This window comes from Bacillus sp. NSP9.1 (genome assembly GCF_000465465.2).
Classification (GTDB): domain Bacteria; phylum Bacillota; class Bacilli; order Bacillales; family Bacillaceae; genus Bacillus; species Bacillus sonorensis_A.
In genome coordinates this window covers 415,913-434,374 of sequence record NZ_CP048273.1, presented here as the reverse complement: position 1 = coordinate 434,374, position 18,462 = coordinate 415,913, and the positions used below count along the sequence as shown (strand labels likewise).

The 18,462-nt window shown below is 45.4% G+C and carries 18 protein-coding genes and 1 pseudogene; 6 read left to right on the top strand and 13 right to left on the bottom strand.

What is annotated here, in order from left to right; all coding sequences use genetic code 11:
* Positions 1-7: 7 nt before the first annotated feature.
* The 4 genes from M654_RS02130 to M654_RS02115 form a co-directional block, all read right to left on the bottom strand.
* Positions 8-1,057 carry a phosphoglycerate dehydrogenase gene (locus M654_RS02130; protein ID WP_236251192.1) on the bottom strand — a complete coding sequence of 350 codons (1,050 nt, stop codon included), beginning with the start codon at positions 1,055-1,057 and terminating at the stop codon, positions 8-10.
* A gap of 41 nt (positions 1,058-1,098) precedes the next feature.
* On the bottom strand, positions 1,099-1,962 hold the full coding sequence (locus tag M654_RS02125) for a glycosyltransferase family 8 protein (RefSeq protein WP_026589198.1): 864 nt from the start codon (positions 1,960-1,962) through the stop codon (positions 1,099-1,101).
* Positions 1,963-2,083: 121 nt separating this feature from the next.
* Positions 2,084-2,260: a hypothetical protein gene (locus M654_RS02120; protein WP_142246069.1), complete on the bottom strand. Its 177-nt coding sequence runs from the start codon at positions 2,258-2,260 to the stop codon at positions 2,084-2,086.
* A complete protein-coding gene (locus tag M654_RS02115) occupies positions 2,257-2,427 on the bottom strand; it encodes a hypothetical protein (protein ID WP_142246068.1) in 171 nt (56 codons plus the stop codon). Before M654_RS02115 ends, M654_RS02120 begins: the two co-directional genes overlap by 4 nt.
* Before the next feature lie 270 nt (positions 2,428-2,697).
* On the opposite strand from M654_RS02115, the gene M654_RS02110 reads away from it, so the two are divergent.
* From M654_RS02110 to M654_RS02100, 3 genes are all read left to right on the top strand, one after another.
* Positions 2,698-3,921, top strand: coding sequence for a two-component system sensor histidine kinase YdfH (locus tag M654_RS02110; protein ID WP_035428551.1), 1,224 nt, complete (start codon positions 2,698-2,700; stop codon positions 3,919-3,921).
* Positions 3,914-4,552 (top strand): two-component system response regulator YdfI, encoded by a 639-nt coding sequence (ydfI, locus tag M654_RS02105; protein ID WP_026589201.1) that lies wholly within the window; start codon positions 3,914-3,916, stop codon positions 4,550-4,552. The genes M654_RS02110 and ydfI overlap by 8 nt, the downstream gene beginning before the upstream one ends.
* A 117-nt stretch (positions 4,553-4,669) precedes the next feature.
* Positions 4,670-6,844, top strand: coding sequence for an MMPL family transporter (locus M654_RS02100; RefSeq protein ID WP_026589202.1), 2,175 nt, complete (start codon positions 4,670-4,672; stop codon positions 6,842-6,844).
* Positions 6,845-7,162: 318 nt separating this feature from the next.
* Here the strand turns inward: M654_RS02100 and M654_RS02095 are convergent, their stop codons facing one another.
* The 6 genes from M654_RS02095 to M654_RS02070 all read right to left on the bottom strand — a co-directional run bounded on the left by M654_RS02095 (position 7,163) and on the right by M654_RS02070 (position 12,957).
* Entirely contained in the window at positions 7,163-7,903 is a 741-nt protein-coding gene (locus M654_RS02095) for a YwaF family protein (RefSeq protein ID WP_026589203.1), read from the bottom strand.
* A gap of 116 nt (positions 7,904-8,019) precedes the next feature.
* The gene (locus M654_RS02090) at positions 8,020-9,351 is read right to left on the bottom strand and encodes an MFS transporter (protein WP_026589204.1); all 1,332 of its coding nucleotides are present in this window, start codon (positions 9,349-9,351) and stop codon (positions 8,020-8,022) included.
* 60 nt (positions 9,352-9,411) lie between these two features.
* Positions 9,412-10,560 carry a galactonate dehydratase gene (dgoD, locus tag M654_RS02085; RefSeq protein WP_026589205.1) on the bottom strand — a complete coding sequence of 383 codons (1,149 nt, stop codon included), beginning with the start codon at positions 10,558-10,560 and terminating at the stop codon, positions 9,412-9,414.
* Positions 10,557-11,204: a bifunctional 4-hydroxy-2-oxoglutarate aldolase/2-dehydro-3-deoxy-phosphogluconate aldolase gene (locus tag M654_RS02080; RefSeq protein ID WP_026589206.1), complete on the bottom strand. Its 648-nt coding sequence runs from the start codon at positions 11,202-11,204 to the stop codon at positions 10,557-10,559. The genes dgoD and M654_RS02080 overlap by 4 nt, the downstream gene beginning before the upstream one ends.
* Positions 11,205-11,230: 26 nt before the next feature.
* Positions 11,231-12,184 (bottom strand): sugar kinase, encoded by a 954-nt coding sequence (locus M654_RS02075; protein ID WP_026589207.1) that lies wholly within the window; start codon positions 12,182-12,184, stop codon positions 11,231-11,233.
* A 5-nt stretch (positions 12,185-12,189) separates the two neighbouring features.
* Positions 12,190-12,957, bottom strand: a complete 768-nt coding sequence (locus M654_RS02070; RefSeq protein WP_026589208.1) for an IclR family transcriptional regulator — start codon at positions 12,955-12,957, stop codon at positions 12,190-12,192.
* Positions 12,958-13,172: 215 nt separating this feature from the next.
* Between M654_RS02070 and M654_RS02065 the strand changes: the two genes are divergently transcribed.
* Both M654_RS02065 and M654_RS23750 read left to right on the top strand, forming a co-directional pair.
* A complete protein-coding gene (locus M654_RS02065; protein WP_026589209.1) occupies positions 13,173-14,498 on the top strand; it encodes a M28 family peptidase in 1,326 nt (441 codons plus the stop codon).
* 287 nt (positions 14,499-14,785) lie between these two features.
* Positions 14,786-15,052: a hypothetical protein gene (locus M654_RS23750; protein ID WP_236251191.1), complete on the top strand. Its 267-nt coding sequence runs from the start codon at positions 14,786-14,788 to the stop codon at positions 15,050-15,052.
* Positions 15,053-15,353: 301 nt separating this feature from the next.
* Here M654_RS23750 and M654_RS02055 read toward each other — a convergent pair whose 3' ends face one another.
* From M654_RS02055 to M654_RS02045, 3 genes and pseudogenes are all read right to left on the bottom strand, one after another.
* A complete protein-coding gene (locus M654_RS02055; RefSeq protein ID WP_026589211.1) occupies positions 15,354-16,712 on the bottom strand; it encodes an MFS transporter in 1,359 nt (452 codons plus the stop codon).
* A pseudogene (locus tag M654_RS24275) lies at positions 16,712-16,999 on the bottom strand (isochorismatase family protein); the annotation flags it as partial. The gene M654_RS02055 and the pseudogene M654_RS24275, both read right to left, overlap by 1 nt.
* A 266-nt stretch (positions 17,000-17,265) precedes the next feature.
* Positions 17,266-17,895 (bottom strand): GTP pyrophosphokinase YwaC, encoded by a 630-nt coding sequence (locus tag M654_RS02045; protein ID WP_179115692.1) that lies wholly within the window; start codon positions 17,893-17,895, stop codon positions 17,266-17,268.
* 417 nt (positions 17,896-18,312) lie between these two features.
* Here M654_RS02045 and M654_RS02040 point away from each other — a divergent pair, with 417 nt between their 5' ends.
* On the top strand, positions 18,313-18,462 hold the full coding sequence (locus tag M654_RS02040) for a teichoic acid D-Ala incorporation-associated protein DltX (protein WP_026589214.1): 150 nt from the start codon (positions 18,313-18,315) through the stop codon (positions 18,460-18,462).

Below are 18,462 nucleotides of genomic sequence, written 5' to 3'. Positions count from 1 at the left end.
CCGGTCTTTATCGAACGCGGAAAGCCGGCTGCTGTTTTTCGATAAACCTTTTGATGTTTTGATAGGTCACCTCTTCGATACGCCTGATGCTCTCAAACGTAGCGCCGCCGATATGCGCCGTGCAAATGACATTGCCGAGACCGGTGATCCGGGCAGCCGGCGGTTCGGTTTCAAAGACGTCCAATGCTGCGCCCCTGATCTGTTTTTGTTCAAGCGCTTGAATAAGCGCGCTTTCGTCCACCACTTCTCCGCGGGCAATGTTGATCAGGTACGCGGTTTTCTTCATTTTTGCCAGTTTTTCTTGATTGATCAAATGATAGGTGGCAGGTCTCAATGATGTGCTGATACATACAAAGTCCGATTTTGCCAGGAGATCGTCAAGCTCGGCGAACCGTACATTCAGCCGTTTGGCTGCATTGTAGTCTTTGTATGTGCCGTACGCCAAAACGTTCATATTAAACCCGGAAGCCCGCCTTGCAACCTTTTTGCCGATTTCCCCAAAACCGATAAGCCCCAGCGTTTTTCCATCGAGCTCATAACCCATCGCCGATTGCCATAAGCCGGCTTTGACTGCGGCGTTTGACTGCGGGATCGAACGGGCGCCAGACAGCAGAAGACCGAATGCCAAATCGGCGACTGCCGAGGCATTTTGGCCGGGTGCATTCGTGACGAGAATTCCTTTTTCGTTTGCATATTCCACATCAATATTGTCGATTCCCGCGCCGAATTTCATGATATACCGGAGTCCCGGAGCGGCGTCGATCAGCTCCCGGTCCGCTTTTTCAACGCCGGCGATATAAATATGGACATCCTTGATATGAGTCAGTAAATCCTGTCTCATCAACCGATTTGAATCCAAAAACATAAATTCGGCGCCGAGCTGTTCGATCCTTTCTTTCAACCGCGGCGCTGCGCGGTAAAACAGTCCGTTAAGCGTCAACAGCACTTTAAGCAAAAGCTCTCCTCCATTCATCAGGAATTTTCCCGACCAGAAAAATGCTTGTTTCCGATGAAAGGAAACAAGCGAATATGGGGATACGTCAGGGTTTGTTGTCATTATATCGATTCATCCTGGGATTTAAAAAGAAGATTGGCATGTTAGCTGACATGGTTTTTAGACAACTTGTCCGTCTGGTTAAAGGCCGTGGACTGCAAATATTTAAAATATTGACGGGTGTACGGGTGTGAGGTTTGTGAATTCCAAGGCTTGTTTCCGCCGCAGAAATGAACGATTGCGGGATTTGCCCTTGTTTCCATATAGCGCTTTTGATCGATGAGAGAAGCCGGTGTTTTTTCTTTTAACATAATGTGTGTTTGGGCGTTCCACCTCGGATGAAGTTCGAGCCACTGATCATAAAGAATCGCGTTCAGCGCGTCCTGGTCATGAAACACAAACATGTCTTCATCGTTGTTATTGATAAACTCGATGACTTTTTTCGAAATGTCGTTTTTTCTCCAAGCTTCCATATCGATGATCATTAAGCCCGAGTTAAAATATTTTGCTTCATCGCTGATGTTCATCTTTTTCAGCCGTTCATGCTGGCCTGCATCTTCAACCGCCGCCGCGAAATAAGGTGAAATGTCCTTGTCCCACAACTTCGATATATCCTCTAACACTAAGGCGTCGCAGTCGACATAGATCATTCGTTTAACGGATTCGTCATCAATCAGATCGGGAATGGAAATTCGATAGTAAGCCGCTTTTGTAATATGGCTGCTTTCGACCGCTTTGTCATACTGGCTTTTTTCCACATTAAGAAATGTAATAGGAGCCCCGAATCGGAGGGTCGTCTCTTCCAGCCGCTTTTTATTCTCCGGTTCAATCCCTCCGTCGATGACATACAGTTTCACATCGCGCCTCTGATCCATATTCGTCAGCAATGATGCGAACAACACGCTTAAATGCTGTGCGTAGTTATTGTCTGTACAAGAAATAATATGCATGGTTCGGTCGCTTTTCATATGTCTTCCATCTCCTTTTCTTTTTTTGTTCTATTCCCTTTCTTCAAAAAATAAACACCGTCGATAGGCCGAAAAAAAAAGGATCATGCAAGATCCTCAGATTGTATGGCGTCTATTTTGGCTATCTTTTGACAAGAAGCTGCTTTAAATAAAAGTAAGGATAGCCAACAATAATGAGCGGGGCTGCTAACGCAAGGAGTATCCATGAGCCTGAGTGACTGTCTCTAATGACTCCAATGAATATACAAGTACCGATGAGAAAATATAATAAAGCACCTAAAAACCAATACATATTCATTCCTCTTTTTCTTTACACGTGTTCTTGGATTGACTATTTTTGTTTCTATGCTTGTCTGTTTTTTCGTTCGCATTGCTTAATCGATCAGGGCACTGATTTTTTAACACTTTCTCAGTTCTGATTCCTTTTCTTTTTAATGATAAAATGATGAGATCAATCGATTTCAATGTTGATCATTCCTTCAATGAATAGTGAGTTCCTCATTATTTTAAATGTAAATTTGGAAAGATAATACGTACATAAAGGCAGAATGTATATGTACGTTTGGGCAATGATCATATGTTGGGAACATCTAATGGTTCAATGCACCTTGGTATTGTTGTGTTCCTTTTCTTCCTATAAAATGATTGGATAAATGTATGTTGCACGTTCAATGAAATGGGATCGATTTTCATTAGTCTCTTTTCGGTTAAACTGTTAAAGGAAGTGGATGAGGTTTGCTGATAAGGAATCCTTTCAAAGAAAAGTACTACTCACATGATAGGCGGGCATTAAATATGCTTGCGCTCAGAGTGCCGGGCCTGGCTTTTATTCTCATGATCTATGTAGCCTCTATCGTGCTGCAATTTCTGAATGGGAGCTGGTCCATTTTATCGCTTAATGTGTTTACAGTATTGACCGCCATCTTTGTTTTGCTGCATTGGCACTCATATCGCTGGGTTAAGAAAAGGGTGATTCTGTACTTCATAGTACAAGGTCTGATCACTTTTACACTTGCTAATATCATGCCTGGCTTCTTAGTGCTGATCATCATTGGCCTTTATGCATTTTTGATTGGACAGATTATAGGAATGGCAGACAGAAGAAAGACGTTCCTCATCCTTTATTTATTGCTTCTGCTGTCAATCAATGTAGTATATCAGATTCACAAAGGTGAATATTTGCATTTTCTTGTCATAGCAGTACCTATTATGATCGTGACTATCACATATGCCGCTACATTTTTTTCCCAAGTCGATGAAAAGATAAAAGCGCAGCTGACTCTTGAAAGGCTGGAGTTGGCTCATCAGCAGGTAGAACAGCTGACGCTGCAAAACGAGAGACAGCGTATGGCCCGGGACTTACACGATACGCTTGCTCAAGGGCTGGTCAGTTTAAATATGCAGCTGGACGCTATTCATGTTCATCTCGCCAAAGACAACACAGAGAGAGCAAAAGAAATCGTTCAACAATCTATGAATAGAGTGAAAAGCACATTAGCTGATGCACGTTCAGCGATTGACGATCTGCGCAGCAAATCAGAAGAAATCGGTTTTTTAAAAGAAAGAATTACCTCATTAATGGATCATTTTCAAGAGTCGACAGGCATGGCTTGTTTTTTAGACTACAGATTAGATCAAGTGCCGGACGTTCGAACAGCTGAAAACTGTTATTACATCATTGGAGAATGCATAGCGAATGCAGCAAAGCATGCTGAAGCAGAAACAATCTCGGTATCCATTTGGGACGATGATAAGCAGAGGCTCCATTTAACTGTCAAGGACAATGGCAAAGGATTTGATGTTGAAAAGGGCAAGAAAAAGAGAGGACATTATGGGCTTCTCGGCATAGAAGAACGCGTCAGAGCAATGAAAGGCCAATTCAATATAAAGAGTAAAAAATCTATAGGAACACAAATTGAGATTACTGTACCAATTCAGGGAGAGATGCAAAATGAATAAGGTTTTAATCGTTGATGACCATCTTGTCGTGAGGGAAGGTCTGAAGCTTTTAATTGAAACGAATGATCACTACATCATCATAGGAGAGGCAGAAAATGGCAAATCAGCAGTCCGCCTTGCAGATGAATTAAAACCGGATATTATTCTCATGGATTTGTATATGCCAGAGATGAGCGGGTTAGAAGCCATTAAACTAATAAAAGAAAAACACGACATCCCCATCATTATTTTGACTACGTATAATGAAGATCACTTAATGATCGAAGGAATTGAATTAGGGGCGAAAGGATATCTATTGAAGGATACAAGTTCAGAAACCCTTTTTCATACGATGGATGCAGCAATAAGAGGAAACGTGCTATTGCAGCCTGATATCTTAAAACGTCTGCAAGAAATCCAATTAGAGCGGATGAAGAAGCAGCACAGTGATACGCAGCTGACAGAAAAGGAAGTCATTGTTCTAAAAGCCATTGCCAAAGGGCTTAAAAGCAAAGCGATTGCCTTTGATTTGGGTGTCTCTGAGCGAACAGTAAAGTCTAGACTAACGTCCATTTACAATAAATTAGGCGCGAATTCAAGAACTGAAGCAGTGACGATTGCCATGCAAAGAGGTATTCTGACATTAGACTAATAATATCAAATTTGAAATTTGCCCAAACGTACATGTCCGAATGTACGTTTTTTTTATTTCATTGTCCACTACAATGAGAAGGAATATGATCAAGCAATGTGTTGAAAGGAGATTATCATGTCAAAAATGTTATATAAATTAGGAGGATGGGTTGCTCGCAATCGCTTAAAAGTTATATGCGCGTGGATCGTTGTGTTAGTTGCATCGATAGGCCTTGCAACCACATTAAAACCAAGTTTTTCTGAGGATATGTCCATACCTGACACACCTTCGGAAAAAGCGATGGATGTCATTCAAAAAGAATTTCCTCACGGCCCTGATAAAGGGAGCATACGGGTGATTTTCGGTGCTGAAGATGGAGAGAAACTGACTGCAGAGTCAGCCAAAAAAGCAATCGAAAATACGTTAAAGGAAATCGATAAAGATGGTTCTGTTGACTCGATTGCAAGTCCTTTTGTGACAGGAACAATCGCGAAAGATGGCACAGTTGCCTATGCTGATATCAAGTATAAAACATCAGCAGATGATATAAAAGATGACTCTATCAAACACTTAAAAGACAGTTTGAAAGTGGCTGATGATGAGGGATTGCAAACGGAGCTAAGCGGAGATGTACCGGGAGCTGAGATGGAGATAGGCGGTATCTCTGAAATTGTCGGCATTATTTTGGCCTTTGTCGTTTTGGCCATTACGTTTGGCTCTTTATTAATAGCAGGTTTGCCGATTTTAACAGCACTGATTGGATTAGGTGTAAGTATTGGACTCGTTTTGATTGGGACACAAGTATTCGATATTGCTTCCGTCAGTCTTTCATTGGCCGGAATGATCGGCCTTGCAGTTGGGATTGATTATGCTTTATTTATTTTTACGAAGCACCGCCAGTTTTTAGGCGAAGGTATACAAAAAAATGAATCCATTGCGAGAGCTGCAGGAACAGCTGGGAGTGCAGTCGTTTTTGCCGGACTTACTGTTATCGTCGCACTTTGCGGATTGACTGTCGTTAACATTCCTTTTATGTCTGCAATGGGGCTGACAGCAGGGCTTAGTGTACTGATGGCTGTTCTCGCTTCCATCACGCTTGTGCCTGCCGTCTTGTCGATAGCGGGGAAACGGATGGTTCCGAAAGCAAACAAGAACAAAGAAAAACAAAGCGCTGAAACAAATGGCTGGGGACGCTTTGTCACAAAAAATCCTATCATGCTAAGTGTATGCAGCATTCTTATTTTGCTCGTTATTAGTATCCCATCTATGCATTTGGAGCTGGGCTTGCCTGATGCAGGGATGAAAGCGAAGGATAATCCAGATCGCCGGGCTTATGACTTGCTTGCCGACGGTTTTGGAGAAGGATTTAATGGTCAATTAACAATCGTAGCGGATGCCAGAAGTGTGACAGAAAATAAAGCGGAAGCCTTCGCAGACGCAGTGAAAGAAATAAAGGAACTAGACCATGTAGCGAGTGTCACTCCTGCAATGCCTAATAAAAAAGGGAACTTTGCCATCATTACGGTCGTTCCTGAAACAGGTCCAAATGATGCAGCAACGAAGGATTTGGTAAAAGATGTACGCAGCTTATCAGATAAAAATGGGATAGATTTGCTCGTCACTGGATCGACCGCAGTGAATATTGATATTTCAGATCGCCTTAATGATGCGATACCGGTGTTTGCTGTACTCATTGTTGGTTTTGCGTTTGTATTGCTGACAATCGTATTCCGTTCGTTGCTTGTGCCTCTTGTCGCGGTTGCAGGTTTCATTTTGACGATGACAGCCACTCTTGGAGTCTGTGTATTTGTCTTACAAGACGGAAATCTCATCGACTTGTTCCAAATACCTGAAAAAGGACCGATACTCGCCTTCCTGCCGATTTTATCCATTGGGATTCTGTTCGGATTAGCGATGGATTATCAAGTATTCCTTGTAAGCAGAATGCGCGAAGAATATGTGAGAACAAAGAATCCAGTACAAGCGATTCAAGCTGGATTAAAACACAGCGGTCCTGTTGTCACCGCAGCCGGCCTGATCATGATATTCGTTTTTGCAGGATTTATCTTTGCTGGTGAAGCTTCTATTAAAGCCAACGGGTTGGCTCTTTCCTTTGGTGTGCTCTTTGATGCATTTATTGTACGAATGACACTGATTCCAAGTCTGATGAAGCTGATGGGGAATGCAGCCTGGTATTTGCCAAAATGGCTGGACAAGATGATTCCGAATGTAGACATAGAAGGACATCAACTCACGAAGGAAATACAGCCAGAAATCGATTATGAACAAAAGAAACAAATCAGTATGTAATAGAAAGCAGATCTTTTACGAGATCTGCTTTTTTGCTTCATATTCCTGATCATGCTGTGAACGATTCTATAGCCGTAATTAGAAGATAAAGTCGGTAGGTAAAAAAGGAGACACTTATGGCGCAATCACTCATTTTCGATATGAATGGAATTTTGTTTCAAATTGATCAAATTTTAGAATGATCATTAGTTGATGCTTTCGATTTTGTCTCACTTGGCCAATGGGATACGGCCACCCCTATATGGACGTTTATTTATAGAAAAGGTTTATCGCTAATATCAGCCATGGAAAAGGCGCATTATATCCTCACCTTGAGGATCATGCAGGATCTTTTTTTTCTCTCACCTTCCCGGCGATCCAAAACGGCAAATAGAGAAGATAGAAGAAGACAATCGTGACCGCTTCAGCTGATAAAAGATACCATGGCCATGGCCCGAGCACATCTAACAGCGATGCTCCGCCGCCGGGCTTCTTCATCATGTACATATAGTTCGAGTTCAGCAAACGGTTGATCAAAAAAATGAGAGCGCCATAAACATTGACAAGAAGAAACGTGACCCAGAGAGAGCGGACCGTCGGCTTATACTTTTCGGCTGCTATCATCAGGAGGCAGGCGAGAACGACGATTCCGTGGGAAATAAAAAATTCAAAAAAGCGGAAATGGGGAAATCCGTACCTTCCTAAGTCAGGCGTCAGTATGGCCTGCAAAGCGCTGCCCAAACCGGCAAAATAAAGAAATTTAAACAAATTGAGGTTTTTCGTTATTAACAGAATGATGATGAGATAAACTGAAAGATCGCTTAAATGAAGCGGCAAACAATAGCGAGGCGTCCATGATCTCACAAAAATGAACCAGGAGTGGTAACTGATTTCTGAAATCACGAGAACCGTCACAAAGCCATAGCGAATCAACCGGTTGATTTCGGGCTTTTGCAGCGTCTTCCGAAATACGAACAGACAAACGCCAAGCGCCGCAATCACCAGTAAAGTCAGAATATGTGAAGTTGAAAAAAGCTCAAAAGACCCGAGCCGATAATCTTTTTGAAAATATGCCGCCATCCTCAAACACCTGTTTCATCAAAATATTTTAATGGTTAGTTTGCGACATGCCTCGATTATTATTCATCAAAAACTTAAAAAAGGTGGCCGAAAATCCGGCCACCCTTACAAGAACGTTATATTGAAAGATCACGGTTTTCAACAGCATCCCCTTTGATTTCGATGCGCTCGACTTTTCCAACCAGAAAGATGTAGGACAGGGCGCCGCAAAAGGCAAGAATGCCGATAAAGACAAGCGCGGGCGCAAAGCTGCCGCCATCAGCCAGGAAACCGATCACAATCGGAACGATAACCGACGCGAGGCTGCCGACAAAATTAAATACTCCGCCCGTCAGCCCGATCAGATGCTTGGGCGCCAGAGACGACACCAGCACCCAAGTGATCGAGGCCAGTCCATTCCCAAAAAAGGCAAGCGTCATAAATAAAATGACCAAGGATGTTTGATTGACATAATTGGCGCCGATGATCGAAACGGACAGAAACAACCCCGTGATGATCGGTGTTTTACGGGCAACTCCGGCGGACACACCTCTTTTGATCAGGAAATCGGACAGAAAACCGGACAACAGAACTCCTATAAATGCCGCCAAAAAAGGAAGCGATGCAAGAAAACCGGATTGCAGGAAGCCAAGCCCCCTGTATTTCACAAGGTATGTCGGAAACCATGTCAGGAAAAACCACAGCGTCGAGTTAACGGCGAACTGGCCGATATAAATCCCCCACAGCTTCCGCCGGCTTGTCACTTGTTTGAAATGCTCCCAGGTCAACGCCGTTTTTTCCTCCTTGGCAGACTGACTCCGACGGACAAGCCCGCCGCCTTTTTCAATGTGGTCCAGTTCAGCCTTGTTTACCTTAGGGTGCCGCTCTGGATCTCGATAAAAGATGTACCATACCACACCCCAAATGATACCGACCGCCCCCGTGACAATAAACAAGCCGCGCCAGCCGACGACATGCTGAATCGCACTGAGCGCCGGCGTCAAAAACGCAAGACCGGCAAATTGCCCCGATGTATAAAAAGCAATCGCGGAAGCTCTTTCCTGATCGGGAAACCATGAAGTGACCACCCGGTTATTCGTTGGAAACGCGGGCGCCTCAAACGCACCTGTCGCGAGTCGCAGGCCGAATAACGAACCAAACCCCCGGACAAAGCCCTGCAGCAATGTCGCAAGCGACCAAGTGATCAAACTAAGGCTGTAAACAAGCCGCGGGCCAAAACGGTCGACAAGCCCGCCGCCCGGAATTTGCAGCGCACAATATGCCCAGCCGAATGCCGAAAAGATCAATCCCAGCTGAACCGCGGACAAATTCAAATCATCACCGATCGCAGAGGCTGCCACAGAGATATTGCTTCGATCCATATAATTGATCACAACACAAACGAAAATAAACAATAATACCTGCACACGAACCTTTGTCGGCTTCTCTTTCATATTTGCTGCTTTCATGATTGGCCCCTCTCCTTCTCAATCATTTGTTTCACGAACATATGAAAACGGTATCATTTTTTACCATTCTGCCACGCTTCCGTCTCTGTGCCGCCAGACGGGGTTGCGCCAGCTGTGTCCGATTTCAGCCATTTTTCTGACGTGTCTCTCATTGATTTCAACGCCAAGGCCGGGGCCGTCTGGAATCCGGACATAGCCGTCTTTATAGAAAAACACCTCTTGATCGACAATATAATCGAGCAAATCCGTGCCTTTGTTGTAATGAATCCCTAAGCTCTGTTCCTGAATAAACGCATTGTGGCATGTTGCATCAACCTGGAGGCATGCCGCCAGGGCGATCGGGCCCAGCGGACAATGAGGGGCAGCCGCGACATCAAATGCTTCCGCCATCGACAGGATTTTTTTACATTCGGTAATTCCGCCGGCGTGTGACAAATCAGGTTGAATGATATCCACAAAACCGTCAGTCAGAAGGTTTTTAAACTGCCACTTTGAAAACATCCGTTCACCGGTTGCAATCGGAATCGAGACGAGGTTTGCGATATCGCGGAGCGCTTCGTTGTTTTCCGGCAAGACGGGCTCTTCGATAAACATCGGCCGAAAAGACTCAAGCTCCTTTGCCAGCATTTTCGCCATCGGCTTATGCACCCTGCCGTGAAAATCGATGCCGATGCCGATATAAGGTCCGACCGCCTCTCTGACAGCCGCGATCCTTTCGATCACCTGATCGATTTTTTCATGCGAATCGATGTATTGCAGCTCCTCTGTGCCATTCATTTTGACGGCTGTAAAACCTTTGTCGACCACCTGTTTTGCGGCGAGGCCGACGTCTTGAGGGCGGTCTCCGCCAATCCATGAATAGACTTTGATCGATTCCCTGCTCTTCCCTCCGAGCAGCTGGTGTACGGGCGCATTGTAAAACTTGCCCTTGATATCCCAAAGCGCCTGATCGATGCCTGCAATCGCGCTCATCAAAATCGGTCCGCCTCGATAAAACCCGCCTCTGTACATCACATTCCAGTGGTCTTCAATGTTCATCGGGTCTTTGCCGATTAAATATTCCATTAATTCGCCTACGGCTGCTTTTACCGTCGCAGCTTTGCCCTCAATCACAGGCTCTCCCCAGCCGCTGATGCCTTCATCCGTTTCAATTTTCAAAAACAGCCAGCGCGGCGGTATTTGAAAACATTCGAACCCTGTTATTTTCATGTCTGTTCATCCCCTTTTTGCCGTTTTACGGCCTCAACAAAGCGCTTCGCTTTTTTGGCCAGTTTTTCTAAAAACACGTCATTGACCTCTTCATTCGCAGGAACAAGCGACCCGCCGATTCCCGCTCCGATTGCCCCGGCATCCAAATAATCGCCGATATTGTCCAACCCGACTCCTCCTGTCGGCAGCAGCGGAACCTGTGGAAGCGGCCCGTGAATATCCTTGATATAACCCGGCCCCAGCGTTCCCGGAAACACTTTAATGATGTCTCCGCCGTTTTCATAAGCCGCCAAAATTTCCGTCGGGGTAAAAGCGCCCGGAATGCTCACCGCTCCATACCGTTTGGTCATCTTGATCGTCTCTTCATCGACAACGGGTGACAGGATAAACCGGGCTCCAGCCAAAAGCGCCGCCCTTGCCGATTCAGGATCAAGAACGGTTCCCGCACCGACGAGCATGTCATCTCCAAAGCGTTCTGAAACAGTTTCAATTGCTTTGATCGCTTGAGGGGAATTCAATGTCATCTCCACAAGCCTGATCCCGCCCGCTTTTAAGGCTCCGGCGATGCCTACGGCCTCCTCCGGATTGTAGCCGCGGATGATCGCAATGATTTTTTCGTCTTCGATTTGTGATAATACACGCATATCTCCCACCCTTTCGTTACCACGTTTTATCGGCTGACATCGTCTTCTTCAGACCGCTTCATAAAGGCAAACAGTGCGTCACGGTCAGGGAGGCCTTCGATATCACCGTTCACCGCCACTACCATGGCGCCTATCGCACAGCCCCGCCGGACTGCGTCACAAAGCGGAAGCTCTTCAATCAACCCGGACAACACACCGGCTGCAAAACCGTCTCCCGCCCCCACCGGATCTACGGCCTTTTGAATGTCGAAGCCTGCCGCATACCCGCTTTCTTTGCTTCTTGAGTAATAGGCGCCCTTTGCGCCAAGCTTGATGACCGCCGTTTCAGCTCCAAGCCTGTGAATGGCTTCGGCCATTTTTTGCTCATCATCGGTTCCGAATAAAAAGCGGCCCTCGCCCAAGCCCGGAAGAACGATATCAGACTGTTTGATCAGATCAAGCATGGTCTGCCTCGCCCTCTCTCCGTCCCAAAGCTTTTGTCGCAAGTTCGGATCAAACACAACGGTTTTATTGTGCTTTTTGGCCAGTTCCACGGCGTAAAAAACAGCTTCTGAAGCGCTTTCACTTAAAGCCGGAGTAATGCCCGTGATGTATAAAAAACCGGCTTTCTCAATGTATGTCTCATCGATATCGCTCTTTTGCAAAAAGCTTGCTGCTGAAGCGTTCCGGTAATAAAAGACATTGACTTTAGCCGCGCTTTTTCTCTCCTTAAAAAACAACCCTGTCGGCGCTTCTTCATCAAACATCACTTGACTGACATCGACTCCTTCTCCCCTGACCGAAGAGAGAATCATCGCTCCGAACTCGTCTTTTCCGAGCCTTGTTATCCAGCCGGTGTCCATTCCAAGCTTTGCTAGTCCGATCAGTGTGTTTGTTTCTGCACCTGCCATCCTTGTCGTATAATTTCTCGCATATCTGAGAGGGCCGTCTTCATTGGGTGTAAACAGCACCATTGTCTCTCCTATGCTTATCACATCCATCAGAATCATCCCCCTTTGTGCACGGGCTTCTTTCCGCCAATGCTTTCTGTAATTTTCGCGGCGGTATAGAGCAGCTGCTCGGCAATGACAGTCTTTCTTTCGAGCATGCGATCCTTTGGTCCCGCTGTGCTGATCGCTGCCTTCATTTCTCCCTCAGGCCCGTATACCGGCGCCGCCAGGCAAAACAAGCCTTCTTCATTCTCTTCATCATCAACGGCATACCCTTGTTTGAAAAACCGCTGCAGCTGATGTTCCAACGAAGTTCTGTTGGTGATGGTATTCCTTGTAAAACGGATGAACTCGATGCGGTCAAGAAGCCGATTCTTCTGTTCTTCCGGCATAAAAGCCAAAAATGCCTTGCCGAGCCCGGTGCAATAAAGCGGTTTCCGCGACCCTGGCTGTGCAGTTGTTCTGATCGACCTGTTATTGTCGATTTTGGCGATGTAGACAAGCTGATCATCGGACAAAACGGCCATAAATACCGTTTCCTGCACCCCATCCATCAGCTGCTTTAAAAAAGGAACACCCTGGGACGAAATATCGATCGACTCCATGGCAGCGGTTCCAATTTGAATCAGCTTCGCCCCAAGCCTGTACCGCTTTACATCATCCTGCTGAAGATACCCTTCATCCAAAAGAGTCGTGGCCAAGTGAAAGGTACTGCTTTGCGGCATCGATAATTCTCTGCTGATTTCCTTTACCGTCAGCCCTTCCGGATGAACTGACAGCAATTCAAATATACGCACCACACGTACGGCGGATTTTACGGACATGACAACCTCCATTATTCACATATGTGATTCAAAATCAGGATTCTGATTAATCGGACGTATTCTAAACAGAAAGAGGGTCCTGAGTCAACCTTGTTTTTCTCAATCTTGAAACTACCAGTCTATCGCCTCATTTATCCTGCGGTGGCAGGATTTGCTTTCCCCGGTGCGAATATCTTCTCAAGAAGGCAAACAAAAACATTGGGGAGGGCTTGATGATGAAGAAAAAACTGATGATTTTCGGAGCTGCTGCAGCTATTTTGCTTGGCGGAATTTCCGTTCCGGCAGCCGGCGATATAGGAAAGGCGGTTCAAGCGGCACCGAAAGCCGTTAGTGCGAAAGATAAGGACCAGATCGCCAAGAAGTTTAATGAAAACCGCGCTTACCAAACCATCCATCATTTAAGCGAAACAATCGGGCCCCGTGTGACAGGCACCGACCAAGAAAAAAAGAGCGCTCAATATATCGCGAAACAGATGAAAAAATCAGGCCTGAAAGTAAGCAAACAAACATTCAGCATTCCGGATAGATTAGAAGGAACCCTTACCGTCAATGGAAATAAGGTCGCAGCGCGGCCGGCAGCCGGTTCCGCACCGACAGCGTCCGAGGGTTTGACCGCTCCCCTCTATGAGGCGGGACTCGGTCTTCCGGGTGACTTCACGGCGGATGCCAAAGGGAAAATTGCCGTTATTTTAAGGGGAGAATTGACTTTTTATGAGAAAGCAAAAAACGCCGCTGATGCAGGTGCGGCCGGGGTTATTATTTATAACAACATCGACAGCCTCGTTCCGCTGACGCCAAACCTGAGCGGAAATCAAATTGACATTCCGGTTGTCGGTATCAAAAAGGAAGACGGTGAGAAGCTCCTCACAGAACGCGAAGCGACACTTCAGCTGAAGGCTTTTACAAATCAAACCTCGCAAAACGTCATCGGCGTCCGCAAACCAAAAGGAGTGAAAAACCCGGAGATCGTCTATGTGACTTCACATTACGACAGTGTGCCTGATGCGCCTGGAGCCAATGATAATGCGTCGGGAACATCAGCCGTGCTGGAGCTCGCACGGCTGATGAAACATGTGCCTGCTGATAAGGAAATCCGCTTTATTACATTTGGAGCCGAAGAAATCGGGCTTGTCGGATCGCGCTATTATGTCGGGCACCTGTCAAAGCGGGAAATCGAACGGAGCGCCGCCAACTTCAACCTCGACATGGTCGCAACAAACTGGGAAAACGCCTCACAGCTTTATATCAACACGCCTGACGGTTCGGCCAATCTCGTCTGGCAATCAAGCCGCGCCGCTCAGGCGAAGCTTGGAAAAGATGTTTTATATTTAAACCAAGGCGGCTCATCCGACCATGTCCCATTCCATGAAGCGGGCATCGACTCGGCCAATTATATTTGGCGAGAGCCGGGAACCGGCGCATTGGAGCCCTGGTACCACACACCTTTCGACACGATTGAACACATCAGCAAGGACAGACTGAAAACAGCCGGGCAAATCGCCGGAACGGCCATTTATGACCTGGTCAAAAAAGAAAAGTAGTTCTTTGATCTATGGATGGAGCAGATCGGATTGATCTGTTCCATTTTTTATTTCCGCCACCCGAGGATAGCGGCACCAGCCAGACAGGCTTGTCCTGGTTACGCATAGAAGATGAGAGGCTTTTCCACAGACACTAGGGTGTCTGGGTCCTTGAGCCTTATTTTGTAAAGTTCCCTTTACGTAAAGCTCATTTTACGTTACGCTAGAATAGCGGGTGAATGTAACGGTTCTCTAATAGCTAATTTGAAGCTACAGCAGCCGAAATATAGATGTTTATGGAGGAAATCATGAGTTCACGGTTAGGTTATTTCATATTGAGTTTTTTGATGTTGATTTTAAGTCTCTATCAGTTTTTTAGTAGTGTGGTTTATGGAAGACTCGGTTTCGAAACGGCTTTTATGCCTTTTTCTTTATTTATCATGTTTTTCACATTAGGTTATTTATATCCTCAATTTAAGAAAAATGATGAGCGCCATAAATTAATCAAACAAAAAGCCATGTTTTATCATTATTTTATTTTGATGGGATATCTGTTTATTTTTTTATCTTACTAGCAAATAACTTGATAAACTTGAGTGCGCAGACCATGATTGCAATCCTTGGTGCGCTTATTATTGCAACAGTCAGCATTTTATTTATGATATTCTCAAAAATTTATTAGAAGATGATGGATATGTTTCCTGATCTTTATCATCGTGATGATAATAGTTGTGACCAAAAAGCGCAAGCATTGATTTTCTATAAGAACGTCTGGTTGGTCAAGCGATACGTTCGAGATGATAAATAGATGCAAGTCAACACCGTTTTCCCGATCAATCAGCAAAAAAATGGAGCGCGAGATGCGGCTCCATTTTTTCAACCCTTGACCAGCTTGATAAACCGGAAGCTCAAGATCAGGCTGCCGATGGCGACGATGATCATGATCATCCCTAACTCCTGAAAATGGCCGGACGTTATTTCTTGACCGAACAGCAATCCGAGAACAACCGATGATAAGATCGATCCCAAGTAGCGGCACGTTTGAAACAGCCCGGATGTCGTACCGGCCAGATCTTCCGGGCTTGTCCTGATCATGGCGGCCTGCAATGCTACATTGCCGAGGCCGTAGCTGATTCCCAATAAAGAAAGCATCAAGCCTTTCCAAACCATCGGCGCCTCCACGAAAAAGAGCGTCATCAGAACCGCGCCGATGACCATCAAACAAGTCCCCATCAATACAGGCTGTGTCTCCCCGGAGCGGTCGATCCATCTTCCCGCAAGCGGAGACACGATGATGCTCATTCCTGACATAAACAGCATCAGCAGTCCGCTTGTGCGAACGGAAAGCCCCATCTCATCCTGAAAATAACTCGGAAGCCCGAAGAACAGACAGTAATTAAAAATGTTCAACATAATAAACTGGACATACACCGATGACAGTGTCCTGTGGGATATAAACAGCCGCATATCAATAAACGGATGATCCGTCCGCAGCTCCCACCATACGAAGATGAACAGCAGAACAAATCCGCCAATCCCTGCGGCATAATGGGGGGCGGTGCTTAAAGAAAGCAAAAAAGACAACAACAGGACGATTCCGCCGGCAAATAAAAGGATTCCCGTCAAATCAAGCTGTTTGATGACGGTCCTGGCATTTAAACCCGGTTTTTTCTCATCCTTTGGAAACATGTACATCCCAAACACAAAGCTGAACAGGATAAAGGGGAAATTGACGGTGAAAATCGCCGGCCACCCGCCCCAGACGATTAAAAACCCTCCCACTGTCGGGCCCAAAGCCGTCATCGCGGAAGCAAAGATGGAAAGAACAGCGAGCGCGGAGGCCTGGCGATCATGGATATGGCTCCTGATCAGCCCCACTCCGGACGGATAAATCGCACTGCTGCCAATCGATTGAAATAAACGCATCACAAGTAAAACTAAAAATGCCGGGGCCAGCGGCGCGCCGATGGCTGAGATCGCCACAAGAATCAGCCCGGACAAAAACATCTTTTTCCGGCCGATTAAATCCCCCAGCTTCCCCGTCACAGGCTGAGCAACCGCACTCGCCAAATAAAACGATGAAATCAGCCATGACACGGTTGAAAACGACAGCTGGAATTCTTTTTGAATGCTGTGCAGCGCAAGTGAGATCATGGAAGAGTTCAGCGGATTCAGCATGGTTCCGGATGCGACGGTTGTTAAAAACAAGGCCCTGCTTTTTTTAGATATTTTCATCAGAACTGTGATCTAAACGCTTCCGTCGTCCGAAGCTCTTCCTCGCCGAAAGTTGTCATCACATCTGAAATCAAAGTCCGCTGATATCCATGCTGGCAGGCTTCCCTTGCCGTGCTTTCAACACCGATATTTGTCGCGACAACGCGGCGCCGAAGCTCGAGATCCAAATCCGCACCGAAAGAAGTGTGCCATTGATGCTTCGTCACAGTAAAATGGCACACACTGAATTCAGCGCGATTGGACGCCTGTTTCACAACGCCATCTCCTCCAGGAATTTCGGGCACAAAGGCGGTTTTATTGTAATCAATATGCAGTCCGCTCATATGACGACGACCTCCTCATGGCTATTATCTTTTTCTTGATCTCCTTTTTCGATACGCATTGGTTAGAAAATGTCCTGTATGTCATTCGTATCGGATACCACGCGCGAGCCATCCTTGTTCGGCAGGATTGTCATTGTGGAACAGGCGCGGGGAAATGTCAAAGCAGAATGAATTTGAGGGCCGCTGGTATTTAAAATAAGCCGGACGGAGCCCGCCCCGTTCCGGCTGTATTACTGATCCACTTTTGATCTAATATTAAACATTTTTTCATCCAAATAATGAGCAATGTCCGCGGCTTCCTTCAGTTCATCCGTCAGCTGGTTCGGGACATCGTTATTTAACTTGTAGTAGATTTTATGCTCAAGACTCGCCCAGAAATCCATGGCAATCGTACGGATTTGAATTTCCACCTTGGCATGTTCCACGCGATTGGTCAAATACACCGGAACTTCAACAATCAAGTGGAGACTCCGGTAACCGTTCGGCTTCGGATTCTTGATATAGTCCTTCACTTTCAAAATTTTGATGTCTTCATGCTCCTTCAGCACTTCGACCATGTTGTATATGTCAGACAAAAATGAACAAATGATTCTCAGGCCTGCGATATCGTGAATATGCTCCTTAGCCGCGCTTGTCGTAATATCGCATCCCTTTCTCACCAGCTTGTTGATTAAGCTTTCAAAGCTTTTCACCCTTGATTTCGTATGTTCAATCGGATTATGGCCGTGAATCAAATTGTATTCCTGGCTGATAATCGAAAATTTTGTATCCATTTGGTCCAAAGCGAATTTATAAACCAGAAGCTCGTTTTTCCAGTCTTCCATCAGACTTCTTAAGTCTTCGATTTGATCTGCGGGCATACTTGTCATTTTATCTATTGCAATATCCATTATGATTTCTCCTTATACCAGGATTTCGTTCTCTTCAGAAAAATAGACGGGCACATCTTACGTAAGGTTTCGAATGAGGATGAACGATCAAAAAGCGGCGATCATATCAATTTACAATTTTTAAAAATTATTCTTCTTTTAAAAGTCATAAATTGTTCAGCATTTACTAGAAATTGCTTGATCTTGACCTATTCAAACGTTTATAAATGAATTTTTTTCCACAAGAGATTGATATTCCGCGGAAAATGTTTATAATAGGCTGATGGGCTTCCCGGCCTTTTTGGCGCGGTGTCCCTCCAAAAACTTTTCCACAAATGAAACTTTTATACAACATATTCGTCTTATACTGTTGTTAAGGCAATTCTCAATACGGAAAGGAACAGAACAATGTTAAATAAGCTTAAAGTGTTGTATGAAAAAACAACGACGAAGTGGCTGCTCAACACTTCCTATTACTTTCTCATTCTGCTGCTGTTGTTTTTGATTTATGGATTCCATACAGCAAATACAGGTTCATATATTTATAATGACTTTTAA

Bases quoted from the DNA above. Each gene is read 5' to 3' on its own strand.
- M654_RS02080 (WP_026589206.1), bottom strand. From the start codon at position 11,204: ATGCGTGTATTATCACAAATCGAAGACGAAAAAATCATTGCGATCATC.
- M654_RS23750 (WP_236251191.1), top strand. From the start codon at position 14,786: ATGAGTTCACGGTTAGGTTATTTCATATTGAGTTTTTTGATGTTGATT.
- M654_RS02130 (WP_236251192.1), bottom strand. From the start codon at position 1,057: ATGACAACAAACCCTGACGTATCCCCATATTCGCTTGTTTCCTTTCAT.
- M654_RS02045 (WP_179115692.1), bottom strand. From the start codon at position 17,895: ATGCCCGCAGATCAAATCGAAGACTTAAGAAGTCTGATGGAAGACTGG.
- M654_RS02055 (WP_026589211.1), bottom strand. From the start codon at position 16,712: ATGAAAATATCTAAAAAAAGCAGGGCCTTGTTTTTAACAACCGTCGCA.
- ydfI (WP_026589201.1), top strand. From the start codon at position 3,914: ATGAATAAGGTTTTAATCGTTGATGACCATCTTGTCGTGAGGGAAGGT.
- M654_RS02070 (WP_026589208.1), bottom strand. From the start codon at position 12,957: ATGTCCGTAAAATCCGCCGTACGTGTGGTGCGTATATTTGAATTGCTG.
- M654_RS02095 (WP_026589203.1), bottom strand. From the start codon at position 7,903: ATGGCGGCATATTTTCAAAAAGATTATCGGCTCGGGTCTTTTGAGCTT.
- M654_RS02120 (WP_142246069.1), bottom strand. From the start codon at position 2,260: ATGAATATGTATTGGTTTTTAGGTGCTTTATTATATTTTCTCATCGGT.
- M654_RS02075 (WP_026589207.1), bottom strand. From the start codon at position 12,184: ATGGATGTGATAAGCATAGGAGAGACAATGGTGCTGTTTACACCCAAT.
- M654_RS02100 (WP_026589202.1), top strand. From the start codon at position 4,670: ATGTCAAAAATGTTATATAAATTAGGAGGATGGGTTGCTCGCAATCGC.
- dgoD (WP_026589205.1), bottom strand. From the start codon at position 10,560: ATGAAAATAACAGGGTTCGAATGTTTTCAAATACCGCCGCGCTGGCTG.
- M654_RS02090 (WP_026589204.1), bottom strand. From the start codon at position 9,351: ATGAAAGCAGCAAATATGAAAGAGAAGCCGACAAAGGTTCGTGTGCAG.
- M654_RS02065 (WP_026589209.1), top strand. From the start codon at position 13,173: ATGAAGAAAAAACTGATGATTTTCGGAGCTGCTGCAGCTATTTTGCTT.
- M654_RS02040 (WP_026589214.1), top strand. From the start codon at position 18,313: ATGTTAAATAAGCTTAAAGTGTTGTATGAAAAAACAACGACGAAGTGG.
- M654_RS02125 (WP_026589198.1), bottom strand. From the start codon at position 1,962: ATGAAAAGCGACCGAACCATGCATATTATTTCTTGTACAGACAATAAC.